At 36.0% G+C, this 18,071-nt stretch carries 11 protein-coding genes and 3 pseudogenes; 9 read left to right on the top strand and 5 right to left on the bottom strand.

The genetic code is table 11. The annotated features are described in order from the left end of the window. Positions 1–23 precede the first annotated feature (23 nt). Positions 24–1,355, top strand: a complete 1,332-nt coding sequence (gene murD, locus HMPREF9144_RS02280) for a UDP-N-acetylmuramoyl-L-alanine--D-glutamate ligase (RefSeq protein ID WP_040595509.1) — start codon at positions 24–26, stop codon at positions 1,353–1,355. A gap of 59 nt (positions 1,356–1,414) precedes the next feature. Then, on the top strand, positions 1,415–2,686 hold the full coding sequence (locus tag HMPREF9144_RS02285; protein ID WP_006044213.1) for an FtsW/RodA/SpoVE family cell cycle protein: 1,272 nt from the start codon (positions 1,415–1,417) through the stop codon (positions 2,684–2,686). Positions 2,687–3,560: 874 nt separating this feature from the next. Here the strand turns inward: HMPREF9144_RS02285 and HMPREF9144_RS13475 are convergent. From HMPREF9144_RS13475 to HMPREF9144_RS02295, 3 genes and pseudogenes are all read right to left on the bottom strand, one after another. Beyond that, complete coding sequence (locus tag HMPREF9144_RS13475; RefSeq protein WP_006044214.1) at positions 3,561–3,725, bottom strand: hypothetical protein; 165 nt, start codon at positions 3,723–3,725, stop codon at positions 3,561–3,563. 513 nt (positions 3,726–4,238) lie between these two features. Then, on the bottom strand, positions 4,239–6,374 hold the full coding sequence (locus HMPREF9144_RS02290) for a TonB-dependent receptor (protein WP_006044215.1): 2,136 nt from the start codon (positions 6,372–6,374) through the stop codon (positions 4,239–4,241). A gap of 417 nt (positions 6,375–6,791) precedes the next feature. After that, a pseudogene (locus HMPREF9144_RS02295) lies at positions 6,792–6,989 on the bottom strand (hypothetical protein); the annotation flags it as partial. Between the two features lie 129 nt (positions 6,990–7,118). Here HMPREF9144_RS02295 and HMPREF9144_RS02300 point away from each other — a divergent pair. Next, positions 7,119–7,733 carry a hypothetical protein gene (locus tag HMPREF9144_RS02300; RefSeq protein ID WP_006044217.1) on the top strand — a complete coding sequence of 205 codons (615 nt, stop codon included), beginning with the start codon at positions 7,119–7,121 and terminating at the stop codon, positions 7,731–7,733. Between the two features lie 124 nt (positions 7,734–7,857). On the opposite strand, the pseudogene HMPREF9144_RS14055 reads toward HMPREF9144_RS02300, so the two are convergent. Next, positions 7,858–8,052, bottom strand: a pseudogene (locus tag HMPREF9144_RS14055) (hypothetical protein); the annotation flags it as partial. A 134-nt stretch (positions 8,053–8,186) separates the two neighbouring features. Here HMPREF9144_RS14055 and HMPREF9144_RS13750 point away from each other — a divergent pair. From HMPREF9144_RS13750 to ftsZ, 6 genes and pseudogenes are all read left to right on the top strand, one after another. Next, positions 8,187–8,294, top strand: a pseudogene (locus HMPREF9144_RS13750) (IS30 family transposase); the annotation flags it as partial. Between the two features lie 118 nt (positions 8,295–8,412). Further along, the gene (murG, locus tag HMPREF9144_RS02305) at positions 8,413–9,519 is read left to right on the top strand and encodes an undecaprenyldiphospho-muramoylpentapeptide beta-N-acetylglucosaminyltransferase (RefSeq protein WP_006044218.1); all 1,107 of its coding nucleotides are present in this window, start codon (positions 8,413–8,415) and stop codon (positions 9,517–9,519) included. 52 nt (positions 9,520–9,571) lie between these two features. Continuing rightward, positions 9,572–10,951 (top strand): UDP-N-acetylmuramate--L-alanine ligase, encoded by a 1,380-nt coding sequence (gene murC, locus HMPREF9144_RS02310; RefSeq protein WP_006044219.1) that lies wholly within the window; start codon positions 9,572–9,574, stop codon positions 10,949–10,951. A 9-nt stretch (positions 10,952–10,960) separates the two neighbouring features. Further along, entirely contained in the window at positions 10,961–11,818 is an 858-nt protein-coding gene (locus HMPREF9144_RS02315) for a cell division protein FtsQ/DivIB (protein ID WP_006044220.1), read from the top strand. Positions 11,819–11,849: 31 nt separating this feature from the next. Continuing rightward, a complete protein-coding gene (ftsA, locus tag HMPREF9144_RS02320; protein ID WP_006044221.1) occupies positions 11,850–13,301 on the top strand; it encodes a cell division protein FtsA in 1,452 nt (483 codons plus the stop codon). Between the two features lie 50 nt (positions 13,302–13,351). Next, entirely contained in the window at positions 13,352–14,662 is a 1,311-nt protein-coding gene (gene ftsZ, locus HMPREF9144_RS02325; RefSeq protein ID WP_006044222.1) for a cell division protein FtsZ, read from the top strand. 404 nt (positions 14,663–15,066) lie between these two features. On the opposite strand, the gene HMPREF9144_RS02330 is transcribed toward ftsZ, so the two are convergent. Further along, entirely contained in the window at positions 15,067–17,850 is a 2,784-nt protein-coding gene (locus tag HMPREF9144_RS02330) for a hypothetical protein (RefSeq protein WP_006044223.1), read from the bottom strand. Positions 17,851–18,071 lie beyond the last annotated feature (221 nt).

Consider the following 18,071-nt stretch of genomic DNA (forward strand, 5'->3'; position numbering starts at 1 on the left):
ACGACAATAAAATGCAAATGGAAATGAAAAGAATTGTTGTATTAGGAGCAGGCGAAAGCGGAGCTGGAGCCGCTGTATTGGCAAAAGCAAAAGGTTTTGATGTATTTGTTTCAGATATGTCTGCTATAAAAGATAAATATAAAACACTTCTAAACAAGCATAATATAGAATGGGAAGAAGGACAACATACAGAAAGTAAAATTCTGAATGCAGATGAAGTAATAAAAAGTCCAGGCATTCCTAAAGAAGCTCCTATGGTGCAAAAGCTTATAAAGCAAGGTACACACATTATAAGCGAAATAGAATTTGCTGGTAGATACACCAACTCTAAAATGATTTGTATAACAGGTAGTAATGGCAAAACTACTACAACAAGTCTGATTTATCATATTTTTAAAGATGCAGGATACGATGTTGGACTTGCAGGTAATATTGGTAGAAGTCTTGCATTGCAAATTGCAGAAGAACCACATGCGTATTATGTAATAGAACTCAGCAGTTTTCAGCTCGATAATATGTACGATTTCCGTGCAAATATTGCTATTTTACTCAATATCACTCCCGACCATTTAGACCGTTACGAAAATAAGTTTGAAAAATATGCCGATGCTAAAATGCGCATCCTTCAAAATCAAACGCACGAAGACAGCTTTATTTATTGGAACGATGACCCTGTTATAAAAAAAGAATTAGAAAAGTACGATGTAAAAGCGGTACGATATCCTTTCTCTGAACTTAAAGAAAAAGGAAGTATCGGATATATTGAAGAAGGACAATATATTCTAGAACAGCCAACTCCGTTTAATATGGAGCAAGAAGAGCTGTCGCTTACTGGTAAACACAACATATACAACTCTTTGGCTGCAGGATTGGCATCGAATATTAGCGGAATAAAAAAGGAAAGCATTCGTAAAAGTCTGAGCAATTTTCCAGGTGTAGAACATCGTTTAGAAAAAGTTTGCAAGATAGCTGGTGTACAATATATCAACGATTCGAAAGCAACCAATGTAGATGCTTGTTGGTATGCCTTAGAAAGTATGAAAACACCAACAATTCTTATTATTGGTGGTAAAGATAAAGGCAACGATTATAATGCTATAAAAAATTTGGTTAAACAAAAGTGTGTAGGTTTAGTGTACTTAGGTGCTGATAATAAAAAATTGCATGAAAATTTTGATAATTTAGGCATTCCTGTATACGATACTCATTCTATGAAAGAATGTGTCAAGGCATGTTATGCAATGGCAAAACCTGGCGATACAGTTTTATTAAGTCCGTGTTGTGCTAGTTTCGACCTATTTAAAAATATGGAAGATCGTGGCGAACAATTTAAAACTCTTGTACGTGCTTTATAGAAACAACAAAAGCATAAAATATTTGTCTCTGAATTTTTATAACTTCAAATACGCTAAAAATGAACTTAAAGTCCCTTAATAATATCTTCAAAGGCGACAAAGTTATATGGATGGTTTTCTTTATTCTTTGTATGATTAGTATTGTTGAGGTTTATTCTGCTTCGAGTACACTTTCATATAAAGGTGGAAACTATTGGGCTCCATTATTTAAACATGTTGGAATGCTTGTTATAGGATTTTTCGCAATGATTTTTGTGATGAATACAAAGTGTAGGTATTTCAAAATAGCTACATTACCTGTATTGAGTGTTTCTTTCTTTTTCTTAATTGTGGTATGGCTAACTGGTGGTGTAACAAATGGTGCAAGTCGTTGGATAGATATTATGGGCATACAGTTTCAGCCCTCCGAATTAGGAAAAGGTGCTTTAGTTTTAGCAGTTGCTCAAATTTTAAGTGCTATGCAAACTGAAACCGGAGCAGCAAAAAAAGCTTTTAAATACATTTTATTTTTATCGGCACTCATTATAATCCCTATCAGTTTCGAAAATCTCTCAACAGCTTTGTTAGCGGCTTTAACAGTTTTGTTAATGATGTTTGTGGGGCGTGTTCCTTTAAAGCAAATTGGGAAACTATTGGGAGTATTTGCTCTGTTAATTGTATTTGCACTTGTATTGGTTATGGCTGTAGGTACCGACAAAGAAGATAATCCACCGAAGCAAAATCTTACCGAACAAACTGTAGATACAGAAGAAAATACCGATACTGGCCTATTCAGTAAGCTATTTCACCGTGCCGATACATGGAAAGCACGTATTAATAAGTTCTTAGACAATAAATATGTAGCGCCAAAAGATTACGATCTTGATAAAGATGGGCAGGTAGGACACGCCAATATTGCTATTGCATCGTCGAATATTGTAGGTAAAGGTCCTGGAAATTCTAACGAACGCGATTTTCTTTCGCAAGCTTTCTCCGACTTTATTTATGCCATAATCATTGAAGAAATGGGAATTATTGGTGCTGTTTTTGTTGCTTTCTTATATATTGTTATTTTAATGCGAGCAGGAAAAATAGCAAGTAGGTGCGAAAATTCGTTTCCTGCATTTCTTGCAATGGGTATTGCTTTTTTATTAGTAACACAAGCGCTTTTCAATATGGCAGTAGCAGTAGGTTTAGCCCCTGTTACTGGTCAGCCATTACCACTTATTAGTAAAGGTGGAACTTCAACCATTATTAATTGTGTTTATATTGGAATGTTGTTAAGCATTAGTAGGTTTGCAAAGAAACGTAATAACGATACAACAGAAGAAACAATCTCAGATAGCGAATAAGATAATACGTAATACACTATTTTAAAGTAAGTAGGCGATTCTTTTTTACACCTACTTACTTCCCTAAATACAGATTGATAATAAGCCAATAGCACTTATATTGTTCCTACACATTGTTTAGAAATTAAACTCAAATAAGCACAACATCATTATATAGGTATATCTTATTCATCTAAAATTAGGTTCTACCGCTTGAGTAGAATTTATTTTTTTATTAAATCATAGAAAAACATTCCAGCACACATAACAAGAAAAAGGCTACAGATGTAGCTAATAAACCAAAAACGAGTTTAGCAAAATCTGGAAAATCCAAATTTTGTAATTAGTCCTCCCTTAAAAACAATATTGAGGGTGTGTCAAAATTGATACATCCTCTTTTTTTCTTTGATTTAATATCATAGCATCATTTATAAAACAGACATTTAGCTCTTATCCTATTCGAAAAACCATTCCAAGAAAGAATTAAAATTTCTCCACTGTAGTTAATGTTTGCCATTCTGAAAATGAATCAACTTCTGTCCAAGTTCAAGCTCAAAACCTCTCCTATTTCCCGATTGTAAAAAAACCGCCCTCTGTTTCAAAGCTATCTAAAAGAATATAATCTTTTGGCTAAACTAAGTAGGATTGCAAAGATTCTATTCTTTTATTCTTGACGCTGAAAAATTATAATTATAAATCACACAGAATATAATTATAAATAAAAAAATTATAATAACAAATTTATTTTTCCTTAATTCCGCAGTATTTTTTCTTGTGAGAAAATTTTATATGTTGAGATGTCTTTTTGGGGACTCTATATGTTGATATGAGGTGTTTCTTGGGGCTTTTCTAAGCATAAAAGACTCCACCCAAACCAATGGGGAAGTATGAAAAACTACAAAAAAATACTTCCATAACAGAATGCTTTGCCGCTACTTCCACGTTTGCCCAATACAGATTCGGTAAGTTTTTCAAAGCCCAACTTTGAGAAAACGTCCATAATGTGATAAATTCCACCGAAAGAAGTGATATTCTCGTTTTTAATTGCTACCTTTGTCATGTCAGATTTTTGCTTACTTGTTATGTTTGCAGCACCAAGATAGGTGAAATTTCTGACATATCCAAGTGTTTTGAGAACTTTGTTTCTCAGACACTTGGAGTTCTCACAAGAATTTATGCTGCGGAATTAAGGTATCTATCAAAAGTTTAATCGTTTTTTAATAGTTGCTTTCTGCGTAAGTAGCCTTTTCGTAGAGTTGCAACTATTGGCTTCTGACGTATAAAGAGATGGTAGCATGTTCCTTATATAGTAATAATGGACAGTCTATATGTTGGTATTATATGAGGTGTAAAGATATAATTAGGGCTTTTGAGAAGTAAAAGAAAAGCAGGGAAACGATACGATACTTGTTGTATTCCGTCTTCCCTGCTTATAGTTTATGATACACTATAGGCTGCTTCTGTATTTAGAAGGGAACCTTGCGTACTCACAAGAGGTGAACTTTATCCACCTTTACTTGGTATTTTAATGTCCTTCCAGCACTTGAGAATAAGTCTATCGAGTGTTTGAGGATTAATATTTGAACACTGCAGTGAGTGTTATCTTGCGTCCATCAGCATGTGCATACTCTGCATTACGTGCCATCATCATAGATGCTGGTGTGTAATAAGTGTAGTTCAATAAGTTGGATACAGCCAAACTTAAGTCGCAAGCCTTCATCTTTACGCCTGCAGTAAGGTTTAGTAAGTTGATACGATTTACGATACCTTCACCCTCGTTATATACTCCTGAAGCATTAGGAGTAAATCTGTCACGCTTACCGGTGTGCATGTATTGCAGTTGGAGATAGGTGTTCTTGACAGGAGCATAGTTGACATACATTGCCAACTTTGCGGCTGGGATGGAAATGTTTGACATATATGTGTCCCAATCACCAGTAGCTGATTTGAGCTTACCTTCGAACCATGAGAAGTTAGCACCAACCTTTAAGTTACGGAGAAGTTGTGCATCTGCGCTCAATTCAACGCCATACACCTTCTGTGGAGTACGGTTTACTACCCAGAAACCATTCTCTATCTTGAGGTCACTTCCAAGCTTAGAATAGGTGTAGAAAACAGATCCATTCAACTGCAACCAATGGTTAATATCAGAGTAAACACCCATCTCGTAGTTGTTTGTCTTTACTGGTTCTGTTGATATCTTAGAGAGTACATCGGCCTTAGCAGCACGTAATGTACGACCTAAATCAAAGATAGAGAAACCTTGAGAGTAGGCTACGAAGGGTTGAAAAGCAGGATATTTGTTATAAGAAACACCCACATTAAAAGACATATTATTATACTTTAGCTTTCCACCTTTGACCTGAACCTGTGGGTCGGAGAGCTTATTGCGCAATACATCATAGTCTGGTACGTTTATATTAATGAAGTCGTAACGTCCTCCTAATTTGAGGCTTAGATGTTGCCATAGTGTGGTCTTCATTTGAACAAAGGGCGCATGGTTGTTACTTGTCACCCATGGCATCCAGTATCTACCATCTACCAAAGGTTGTGATGTCTTATTATAAAGGTAGTCATAACCATAAGCTAAGTGTGCAAAAGCATTCTCTGAGAATACAAGTCGAGTATTAAACTGGGTGCGGAAACCAAACTTACGATCCTTAACAGCCGACTGTCCACTTGTTTCTTCCCATCTTGGCTGCGCAGGGTTAGCCTTACGGAAGTCGAAGATAGTATATATTCCCGAACCATAAACAGATGCTTCTAAGTCGGTATGTTTGAATATATCCTTTGAAGTAAACTTGAGGTAAGCATTGTGATTGTATCTTGTTCCCTCGTCAACTGCCTGTGGGTCCTTGTTACCAATTATACCAATAGAAGGACTTTGGAGGTACTTTCCGCCGAAAGGAATCAATTTTGTGTCTTGCAAACTACGATAGAAATTATACATCAATTCTATTCTGTTCTTAGGAGATAGGGAATAACCGAGATTAACAAGTATGTTTGTTGTATAAGTATCACCGAGTCCGTAGCGTGGAGAGATAAATTTCCCATCACCATCAATAGCACTACCTGTACGTCCAAAAGCCCCATTTACGAGATAATCAAATTGCCCCACACGACCATAAACTTGCTGGTTGATGCGATAACCTTGCCCTTTTCCGTGACGGAAGAGGTTATAAGTTGAACCCGAGAGAGTCGTCTCTCCAGCTACAGCCTTGTTGGTGGTATTCTTCTTAGTTATGATGTTTATCAATCCTCCGATAGCACCATTACCATAGAGAGCAGTAGAGCCTTTTACTACTTCTATATGGTCGATAGCAGCGATGTCGATGGTTCGGATGTCACGGTCTGTTGAACGTAAAGGAGTTGATTGAGGAATACCATCAATCAAGATAAGTGCGCTTCTTCCACGAAGTGATTGTGACCGAGAGCTTGTAGTATTACTTGATAGAGCCATACCAGGCGTGAGCATGCCTAAGAGGTGAGTGATATCGGGAGCCGCCTTGCTCATTTCTGCTATTTGCTTTTGGTCAAGAATCGTAACTGTAGCAGCCGCATTCTGCTTTATTTCAGGTATACGTGTAGTACTGATTATTACTTCTTCGAGATGTTGTGTGGAGTCTTTAATCTCTTCTGATTGTGCATTACAAGGTGTGGTTGCCATTGCAAGCATTGCGAGAGATAGATAAATTGTTTCTTTTTTCATATAAATACAATTCTATGAGTGTTAATTAATGTTTGCAAAAGTATTAATATTCTATAGAGCGTGCAATACCTAAAATGAGGTATATGTAGTTCTATGTGCCTTATTTTTGAACGTATTTTTCTATGTGGCAATATATCTTTAGTATTGTGACAAGCATTTGATTCGTTTTTTTTCTTACTTTTGCATTATCTTTTTGAATATTATCGGCTTGTAACGTTATCTATAGATGATAGGATGGGTGATGTTGGAAGTTAATCAAAGTAGGGTTATTTTCTACTCTGATAAATATTTATGAGAATCCTCAATTCCGCAGCATTATTCCTTGTGAGGTACTTTTATATATTGAAGTGACATTTTGGGGATTTATCCATTGATATGGGGATTTTCTGGGGTTCTTGGTTCTTGCATAGTCATGAAATCCCCCCCCAAACCAATGGGGAAGTATGAAAAACCACAAAAAATACTTCCATAACAGAATGCTTTGCCGCTACTTCCACGTTTACCCAATACAGATTCGGTAAGTTTTTCAAAGCCCAACTTTGAGAAAACGTCCATAATATGAAAAACTCCATCGAAAGAAATGATATTCTCGTTTTTAATTGCTACCTTTGCCATGTCAAATTTTGTCTATTTTTTGTTTGCAGCACCAAGATAGGTAAAATTTCTGACATATCCAAGTGTTTTGAGAACTTTGTTTCTCAGGCACTTGGAGTTCTCACAAGAATTTATGCTGCGGAATTAAAGATGAAAGTGTTTTTACTTCTTTTATTATTATATTTTCCTCTTAACAGTAAAGTAGCGGAAGATCATCAGGTGGATGTTACCTTATCGTATGAATCTGGGTATATTTCCAAGAGTCTATATATAAATGGAAAGAAAGAAGCTGTCTATAAAAGCAAGAAAAAGAAACCTATAAGGCTCACAAAAGTCGAGAAAGATATGCAAAATATCTTTTTCGAACAATTAAAATACTTGGAATCGTGGGGGGTGAATATAAAATATCCGGAGGTTATTTTCGAAGACCTTTGTATTATCTCTGATATATTATCCAATTATGATAAGTCGGAAATTCAATCTTTTATTCAAACAAAAGGCGATTGTAAAACAATTAATATATTAAAAATCAACAAATATTACACATATATTAATGCAAGAGTCGATTATGTTTTAACGCTCACAATAGTTATAGAAAAAGGTTTACTTAAAGAGTTCCGATATGAATACATGCCAGATTTTTCTGATGAGACCGTTATTTACAGATGTCAGTACAAATATGATAATTATGGTAGAATTATATATATAACAACTTTTGGGAAAGAAAAAAATGAGATTAGAATAACATATGCGAGTTTAAGATAATACCTTAATTCTGCAGTATTATTCCTTGTGAGGTACTTTTATATATTGAAGTGACATTTTGGGGATTTATCCATTGATATGGGGATTTTCTGGGGTTCTTGGTTCTTGCATAATCATAAAATCCCCCACCCAAACCAATGGGGAAGTATGAAAAACCACAAAAAATACTTCCATAACAGAATACTTTGCCGCTACTTCCACGTTTGCCCAATACAGATTCGGTAAGTTTTTTCAAAGCCCAACTTTGAGAAAACGTTCATAATATGATAAATTCCACCGAAAGAGTGATATTCTCGTTTTCAATTGCGACCTTTGTCATGTCAGATTTTTGCTTACTTGTTATGTTTGCAGCACCAATATAGGTGAAATTTCTGACATACGCAAGTGTTTGAATACTTTTATGTATCAGGCACTTGCATTTCTTGCAAGCAAAAACGCTGCGGAAATAAGGATTATACAGAAAAGAAAATTATGTCGATACAAAAGAAATTGAACGAAAGACCGAGAGAAAAATTAAACTTTTCTACTCCAAAGTATGAATTCTTCAAATACGTTTTATAATTTTGCACTTGCTGGTTGACTCTGCGCCACATTTATTATATTTCACATTTTTAAGTGGTTTATATTACGACAAAATAGAAAAAATGATTAACTTTGTAAGTTGATAAAAAGAGCTGTTATGAACGAAGAGTTAAGAATAATTATTAGTGGTGGAGGAACAGGAGGACACATCTTTCCAGCTGTGTCAATAGCCAATGCCATAAGAACTAAATATCCTAAAGCAAAAATATTATTTGTTGGCGCAGAAGGAAGAATGGAAATGCAACGTGTTCCTGCTGCAGGCTATGAAATAAAAGGCTTGCCCATAAAAGGTTTTAACCGTGCAAACAAACTGAAAAATATTAGCGTACTCTACAAGCTATGGAAAAGTTTGCGTTTGGCACGTAAAATAATAAAAGATTTTAACCCACAAGTGGCAGTGGGTGTTGGAGGATATGCCAGTGGAGCTACTTTATATGAATGTTCGAAAATGGGAATACCTTGCCTAATTCAAGAACAAAACTCTTACGCTGGTGTAACAAATAAGCTACTTGCCAAAAAAGCAAAGAAAATTTGTGTGGCTTACGAAGGTATGGAACGCTTTTTTCCAGCCGATAAAATTCTTATGACAGGAAATCCTGTACGCCAAAACGTTCTAGAAACACCGCTCTCAAAAGAAGACACCAGAAAACAATTCGGGCTAAATCCTACAAAGAAAACAATTTTACTAGTGGGAGGTAGTCTTGGTGCACGTACTATTAACCGTGCCGTATTAGAACATTTAGAGCTTATTGAAGCTTCTGATGTACAGTTTATTTGGCAAACAGGTAAGTATTATCATCAGTCTATTCTTGATGAAATGAAAGGAAAAGAACTTCCTAACCTGAAAATAATGGACTTTATAAGCGATATGGGAGCAGCTTACAAGGCAGCCGACTTAGTTATTAGCCGTGCAGGAGCAAGTTCTATTAGCGAATTTCAACTAATTGGTAAGCCCGTTATACTTGTTCCGAGCCCAAATGTGGCAGAAGATCACCAAACAAAAAATGCAATGGCATTGGTAAACAAAGGTGCGGCATTGTTTGTAAAAGACGCAGAAGCACCTAATAAGCTTTTACAATTGGCAATAGATACAGTAACCAACGAACAGAAACTTACAAGCTTAAGCCAAAATGTGAAAAAAATGGGGCTTCATAATTCTGCCGATGTAATAGCAAACGAAGTAATAAAACTCATAAAACAATAGAGATACCAACAATCTGGAATGGTTATGATATACCAAATAATAATATAACAAAATGAAATTACAGGATATACAGGCAGTTTATTTCATAGGAGCAGGAGGAATTGGTATGAGTGCTTTAGTTCGATACTTCCATCATAAAGGACTTGTGGTGGCAGGTTACGATAAAACACCAACCGATTTAACACGCCGTTTAGAAAAAGAAGGAATACAACTGCACTACGAAGATAACATAAATTTGATTCCAGATGTGTGCAAAAATCCATCTACAACATTAGTAGTTTACACACCAGCTATACCTAATACGCATAGAGAATTAATATATTTCCGCGAAAACCATTTCGAAATAGAAAAACGTGCACAAGTGTTGGGTAGACTTACACAAACACACAAAGGACTTTGCTTTGCTGGTACACATGGTAAAACAAGTACATCTACAATGTGTGCCCATATTATGCACGAAAGTCGTTTAGATTGTAATGCTTTTCTTGGTGGTATCTCTAAAAATTATGGTACAAACTACATATTCTCGCCCAAAAGCGATTATGTTGTTATTGAAGCCGATGAATTCGACCGTTCTTTCCATTGGTTACGTCCTTATATGAGTGTTATTACATCTACCGATCCCGACCATTTAGATATTTATGGTACGAAAGAAGCCTACTTAGAAAGTTTTCGTCATTACACCGAATTAATACAACCAGGGGGAACGCTTGTTATTCATAAAAGTTTAGAAATGAAACAAAACGTACAAGCTGGTGTAAAAGTGTATGAATATAGTAGAGAAACTGGTGATTTTCATGCCGAAAATGTTCGAATACAAAATGGAACTATTGTGTTTGATATGGTTTCGCCTATAGAAAATGTAACAAACATAGAGTTAGGTCAGCCTATACCAATAAATATTGAAAATGGAATAGCTGCAATGTCATTGGCACAACTTTGTGGTTGTACAGCCGATGAACTTAAAAATGGAATGAAAACTTATGCAGGAGTAGACCGTCGTTTCGACTTTAAGGTAAAAAATAATCGACACGTTTTACTTTCCGACTATGCACATCATCCAAAAGAGATTATACAAAGTGCTAAAAGTTTGAAAGAAATATATCCTGATAGAAAGATAACGGTAATATTCCAACCCCATCTTTACTCACGTACGCACGATTTTTATATGGATTTTGCAGAAGCTCTCAGTCATTTCGATGAGGTTATTCTTACAGAAATTTATCCAGCTAGAGAAAAACCAATGCCCGGTGTTACATCAGCACTTATCTACGATAATCTGAAGAGTAATGTAGAAAAGCAAATGATAAAGAAAGACGACGTATTACAGTTTGCTAAAAGTAGAGACTTTGATGTTCTTGTTGTGCTCGGAGCAGGAAATCTCGACAATTATACAGAACAACTTGCAGAAATAATAAAAGAAAAAGAATAGTTTAAGAGAATGAATACAAGTTGGAAGACGATTATTTTTTATGTGTTAGATGTCATCTTGGCATTCTACCTTGTTATGGCGATAACTTCGTGGAATACGCCAGATAAGAAACATCGTATATGTACGAAAGTGAATATAAATATTTCCGATTCCAATAACTCTGGATTTCTTAGTGCTGAAGAAATTAAAGCCATTCTTGAAAAAGATAAATTATACCCACTTAATAGGCAACTAAGTTCTATTGAACCACGAAAAATAGAAGAAGCTTTAAAGGTGGGACCATTTGTTGATACGGCACAATGCTATATTACAGAGAATGGGCATATTAATATTAGAATTTCGCAACGAATGCCAATCATTCGTATAAAAAATAATAAAGGTGAAGACTACTATCTGGACGATAATGGAGGAATTTTACCAAACTCTAAATATACAAGCGATTTAATTATAGCAACAGGCGATATTAGTAAATGGTTTGCTCATTTCGCAATTACACCTATGGCAAAAGCAATAAATAAATCGGAGTTTTGGCTCAACCAAATCGAACAGATAAATGTCCGACCAGATAGGGGAATAGAACTCGTGCCACGTGTGGGAAATCATATAATATTTATAGGTTATCTACCAATAAGACGAAATAAGGCAGCAAACGATAAAGGTATAGACGAGTTTGTTACGAAAAAACTCGAACGAACCGAGAAATTCTATCGTTATGGGCTATCACAAGCAGGTTGGAATAAATACTCGTATATTGATGTGGAGTTCGATAATCAAATTATATGTAAACGAAGAGCTGCACAACAAACAACAAACGAACATCAACAACCCAAGCAAGAGGAAAAAATACAAACTGAAGTATCAGAATAAGAATAAAAATAAATAATAAGAAAATTAGTGTATGGCAGAATTTATTGTAGCCATTGAACTGGGCTCATCAAAAATCACTGGTATAGCAGGAAAGAAAAACCTAGATGGTAGTATTTCTGTGAATGCTGTTGTTAAAGAAGACGCTTCGCAATGCATTCGAAAAGGTGTTGTTTACAACATCGACAAAACAGGACAATGCTTAACCAATATAATAAACAAACTAAAGAAGCAACTTAAACACGAGATAACACACGTCTATGTAGGTGTGGGCGGACAATCTATTCGCAGTGTAAAAAACGTAATAGTAAAAGAATTGCCTGCAGGAACTATCATATCTAGTAATATGATAAACGAACTGATGGACGCAAATCGTAATATGAGTTATCCCGATCAGGAAATTCTCGATGCAGCCACACAAGAATATAAGGTAGATAATCAAGATGCAATAGATCCCGTAGGTATTAAAGCAAACCATTTAGAAGGAAACTTCTTAAATATTTTATGGCGTAAATCGTTCTACGATAATCTTAATAGTTGCTTTGAAAAGGCTGGTATTGCTATTGCCGAAATGTATTTGGCTCCTTTAGCTTTAGCTGATAGCATATTAACAGATAACGAAAAACGTGGAGGTTGTGTACTTGTCGATCTTGGAGCTGAAACAACTACAGTTTCTGTTTATTATAAAAGTATATTACGACACCTTGTTGTGTTGCCACTTGGTGGAGCTAATATAACAAAAGATATTGCAAGCCTACACATTGAAGAGAAAGATGCCGAAAAACTTAAACTAACATACGGAAGTGCTTATACTAATGACGAAGATATAGACGACAAACACTCTTATACAATCTCTAACGACTCTTCTATAGAAAGCCGAAAACTTGTTGATATCATAGAATCGCGTGTTGAAGAGATTATTAAAAACGTTATCTATCAAATACCAAGCGAATACGCTAATAAGCTATTAGGAGGTTTTATTCTTACAGGTGGTGGTTCGAATATGAAGAATATTGAACAAGCATTCCGTACTCATTCGCATGTAGATAAAATAAGAATAGCTAAGTTTGTTACACAAACCATTAATGCTAATAATGCAGATATTAATGCAAAGAATGCTACAATGAACACTATTCTTGGATTGTTGGCAAAAGGCGATATTAATTGTGCAGGAGCTCCTATTAATTCAGATAAGAAATTGTTTGATGATGTTACCAAACCAACTACATCAACAACAAGCGACTTGCATAAAGAACCCAGAAAAGCTCCAGAAATTGGACAAGGTGTAGTGCTGACTGCTGCCGAAAAAGAAAAGGCAGAAGCAGAACGTCGCCGTATGGAAGAAGAAGAACGTAAACGCAGAGAAGAAGAAGAAGAAAAACGTAAACACGACGAAGAAGAAAAACGTAAGAATAGTTTCTGGGGAAAATTCACTCTCAAGATGAAAGAGATTAGTGGAAAGATATTAGAAGCAGAAGATGAATAAAAGGAAGTGTTCTAAACGAAGAAATATAGAATAAGACAAGGAAGAAGGTTATGGCAGATAATAATATGAAGAAAGAAATACTCGACTTTGGTGTAGCTGAACAAAATAGCATTATCAAAGTTATTGGTGTTGGTGGTGGCGGTGGAAATGCCGTAAACCACATGTATCGTGAAGGTATACACGATGTTACATTTGTTTTGTGTAATACCGATGCACAAGCACTAAACGATTCGCCCGTTCCTATTCATTTGCAACTTGGTAAAGAAGGTTTAGGAGCAGGAAATAAGCCAGAGAAAGCAAGAGAAGCAGCAGAAGAAACTATCGACGACATAAAGAAAATGTTGAGTGATGGCACCAAAATGGCATTCATTACTGCTGGAATGGGTGGTGGTACTGGTACTGGTGCTGCTCCTGTTATTGCAAAGGTAAGTAAGGATATGGATATTCTTACAGTTGGTATCGTTACAATTCCATTTCGTTTCGAAGGCGACAAGAAGATAGACCAAGCACTTGATGGTGTAGAAGAAATGTCGAAACACGTAGATGCTTTGTTGGTGATAAATAACGAGCGCTTACGCGAAATATATCCAGAGATGAGTGTGCTTAATGCTTTCGGAAAGGCAGACGATACTCTCAGTGTTGCTGCAAAAAGTATTGCAGAAATTATTACTGTACACGGACTCATTAATCTTGACTTTAACGATGTGAAAACAGTGTTGAAAGATGGCGGTGTTGCTATTATGAGCACTGGTTACGGTGAAGGCGAAGGCCGTGTAAAGCAAGCTATTGAAGATGCTTTGAATTCTCCGTTGCTCAACGATAACGATATATACAACTCTAAAAAGATACTTCTTTCTATCAATTTCAGTAGCGACAACAACGACAATCCTGGATTGACGATGGAAGAGATGAGTGATATTAACGAATTTATGAGCCATTTCGGTAATGGATTTGAACTGAAATGGGGATTAGCACTCGACCCAGACCTCGATAAAAGGGTAAAAGTAACTATTCTTGCTACAGGCTTCGGCATTAAAGATGTTGAGGGAATGGGTAGCCACATTAAGAAACAATCGTTGGAAGAAGCTGCGCGCCTTGCTGAAGAAGAAGAACGTGAGGCTGAACGTAGAGACCGTAGAGACCGCATCTATGGTGGAAGCAAGTCAGCAAAGTCGAAACGACACCCACACATATATCTTTTCTCTCAAGACGATTTGGATAACGAAGATATTATTCTCGCTATAGAAAACACACCAACCTATAAGCGAACAAAGCAAATGATAGAAGATTTAAAGTCTGTCCCTGAAAAGAAAGAAGAAACTTCGTCAGAGGCAATTCAGGGAGTTATTAGCTTTAGATAGCATAAAAATAATAGTGAAAGAAGCAATAGCATAACAATGCAATATAGCAAAAGAAATATATAAGGTAAGATATGGCATACAAGCATTAATGTTGCTACAATGGGAGTGCTTATAAGTATATTTTTTGCTGGTTAATATAGCAAAGGGCTGAATTCTTTTATAGAATTAGGCCCTTTTGTGTAGTGTGATTTCAACAGTGTGACGGTTCTAATCCTCTATACTTTCTATATCTCTGCCTAGTAAACAAGTGGTATTGTCCACTTTTCAGGCATAATAAACATTGGTCTATTATGCCACGCTTTATATTGTAGTATTTTCGCAGTAATAAAAATCCCTGCCTTAATAAATAGGGCAGGGATTTTAGTAAAAAGAATATATTAGGTATTTATAATGCCTTAATTTTATTATTCAGCAACAGGACGAACTCCTAAGCCGTATGTGCGGGCACTGCTATATAGTGGATATACATCTGCTTGGCTGAAAGCAAAACAACGACCATTATTAAGGTCTTGTGGAATGGCTGTCCAATAGTTTGCACTAACATTGAGACTTACCATATTACCATTTCCGTTTTCACGAAAACCTGTAGCAGGGAAATAGATAGTTGCTTTCTTCTCACTATTAGTCCAGAATATATGTCCAGTTTGAGAATTATATGTTGCGGGAACTTCTGTTCCATCTACCATTTTAGGCCCTTGGTTCACACCATTTGAAGTGAAACCTGTGAAGGCATTACTAGCTGGAACTTGGAAGCCTACAGGACTTGGGTCGTAAATGGTTTTAACAACAACATTATCATTCCCATCAGTAAACGTATTATTAACAGACCACAAATTATAAAAATAATAGTACTGTGTTAAATAAGAAGTACCTGGAATAGTGCCGCCACCTTCTGTTACATAGAAATAACCAGGATTTTGAATTATGGCTTGCATATAAATCTGATTACCCGCATTTTGCTTAAATAGTGTTCCTACAGCAGGATTTGTACTTGGGAAAGGATCTTTGCGACCCCATTGGTAAAGTGTAGTATTACCTCGTCTTTCCGTAATACCAGCATTCTGTGTGATAGTGATAAATGCAGTTTGCCTTACACCATTATTTGCAATTGTTTGTTCAACTTTTACCTTTACAGTACGTGGTGTTGAATAAGATGTACCTGTCCATTTTGTGGGTTTCCAACCTAATGCTTCATTTGTGAAGTTATAAACCTTGTTTTGCTTATTGGTAACAGGAATCTTATCAAGTGCATTCTTAGGCGCAAACCAAAGGTGCCATGACCAAACAATAGTATTACCTTTCTTAACAGCTATAACTGCATTACCGCTTTTTATATTTGCCTTTGTTACTTCAAACTTTACAAAAGCATTTCCACTACCATCACGATAAATAGGATTAGAATCTAAATTAACGAGATTTGCTTCGTCAGACCAAACAATTTGTGCTCCATTTATGCCATTATTTGCCTTACCATTTGTTTTCTCAATCCATGGGTTATTAATCTCTTTTCCATCGTGATCTACAAGTTTGGGAAGAATGTTTACTTTCTGTTGTCCATTTACATTAATATAACTAGCACTACCTGCAAATTGATAGGCTACATAATTTGCATCGTTATTCTTGATGGCATTACCATAAACCAATGGAATCATATAATATCCCGGCGCAGAGATAAGATAGCAGTTGGCAGTATTCTGTACTTGTGCTTCACCTGTGCTATTCGATAAGTTGTAAGGCTTTGCTGCCGAACCTAAAGGCTCACCATCTTGTAATTCTTTATTACGTTTAGCAAGAAGGTCTACTATATCTGTTCCTAATGTAGCTGTACCTTGTTCTGCAGCTGTACCACCATTTCCCGACTCTTTAGTCAAACTCTTTAGCCATGCTGGTTTGGTTGTTGTCCAAGTCTTACCATCATCTTCACTATATCCAATAACTTTCCATGCTACTGGTTTCTTTGTGCCATCAGGAGCTTGACGAAAACTTGTAATACCATAGTTTCCTGTACTTGTTGCGTTGTAAGCAACAGCTGATGGACTATCACTTGTGATAGAGTAAACCCAACTTGAATTCTTATTACTCAACTTATAAGTACGGGTGGTTCCTTCTTTCCATGAACCTTTAAGTGGTACGGAAATAGTAGTGTTATCGGTAAAAGTAATTTCGGCAGTAACCTTATTATCGAGTTCCTGTGGAATCATATAAAAGGTGTAGTTGTCGTTCAACTTAGTGATATCTCTTGAATTTTCATTAGGAAATGTACTTCTATCTCTTACAATGCTGTTTGGATTTTCATTTGTCTTGTAATTAAGACCATCGAGAGTTGCATCGCCACGAGTATCATAACCAGTAGATATCCACTTAGCTCCTGTGCCATCGTATTGATTTGAAATTACATACTTGCTTTTTAACAATACATTTTTAAGTGAAATCTGCTTAATAGTTTTGTCGAATGACAGATTCTGACCAACTGCAAAGCGGATAGCTGTCAATGCATGACGGAAATTAAGACTGGTTCTTGGTGCTTGATAGCGTGTTGCATATTGTACATTACCAGAACAAGCAGTCATAAGGTCTACTTGCTTTCTTACGTCAGTTTCTATTTCAAATTCAACACTTGGAAAGCCATTAGCATCTGGCTTATTTATTTTCATCTTATCCTTATAAGTGTTAAGCTCTGGATATACCGCAAAGAAACAACCATAAGGTTTTTGCCACGACCAAGGTATCTGAGTATAGAGTTCACCATTCTTTTTTGTCTTTGCATCAATAAACCATTCTTCTTTTATATTTGATTGAGTTGTGCCACGAAGACCAGTAGAAGAGAAGTCGCTAAATGAATTCAAATTAATGATATTTGCACGTGTTCTTGCATCTGTTACCACCGGATTAACACCTTCAACAGTTGTTTCAATTAAGCAGACATTAAGATTCTTGTTGCTTTGAGCTTCTAATTTTTTACCTTCAAGGTCCTTATCGGATAGTCCGGCAGTAATGGCACCACGAGTTGATGCATTATATTTACTAAGCGCTTCTTCCTGCGCATCGGTTATTTCAAATTGCACAATAGCTTCTTTATCGCCATCACTAAGGCTATTGCCTAAGTCATCGTCAGCACAAGAAACCATTGATAATGCAATGCTACCAACAAATAATGCCGATAGTGTATAATAAGAAATCTTTTTCATTATATCTTTTTACCTTTTTATTTTTACTATCTTTGTTTCCAACTATTAGCCAACAAGTTCGTCGCCATCATCTCCAACTGCAGGTGTAAGCGGTTCTACGGTAATACTTCCTGATGGATTACCACCTCCACCAGGTCTCACATTAGGACTTGTTGCTAAAAGAAATTTGTCTTCCATCATATCAAAGACAGCAATGGCTGGTCTAAGATATTTTTGTTTAG

Origin of the sequence: Prevotella pallens ATCC 700821 (genome assembly GCF_000220255.1) — a bacterium.
In the GTDB taxonomy this organism is placed as follows: domain Bacteria; phylum Bacteroidota; class Bacteroidia; order Bacteroidales; family Bacteroidaceae; genus Prevotella; species Prevotella pallens.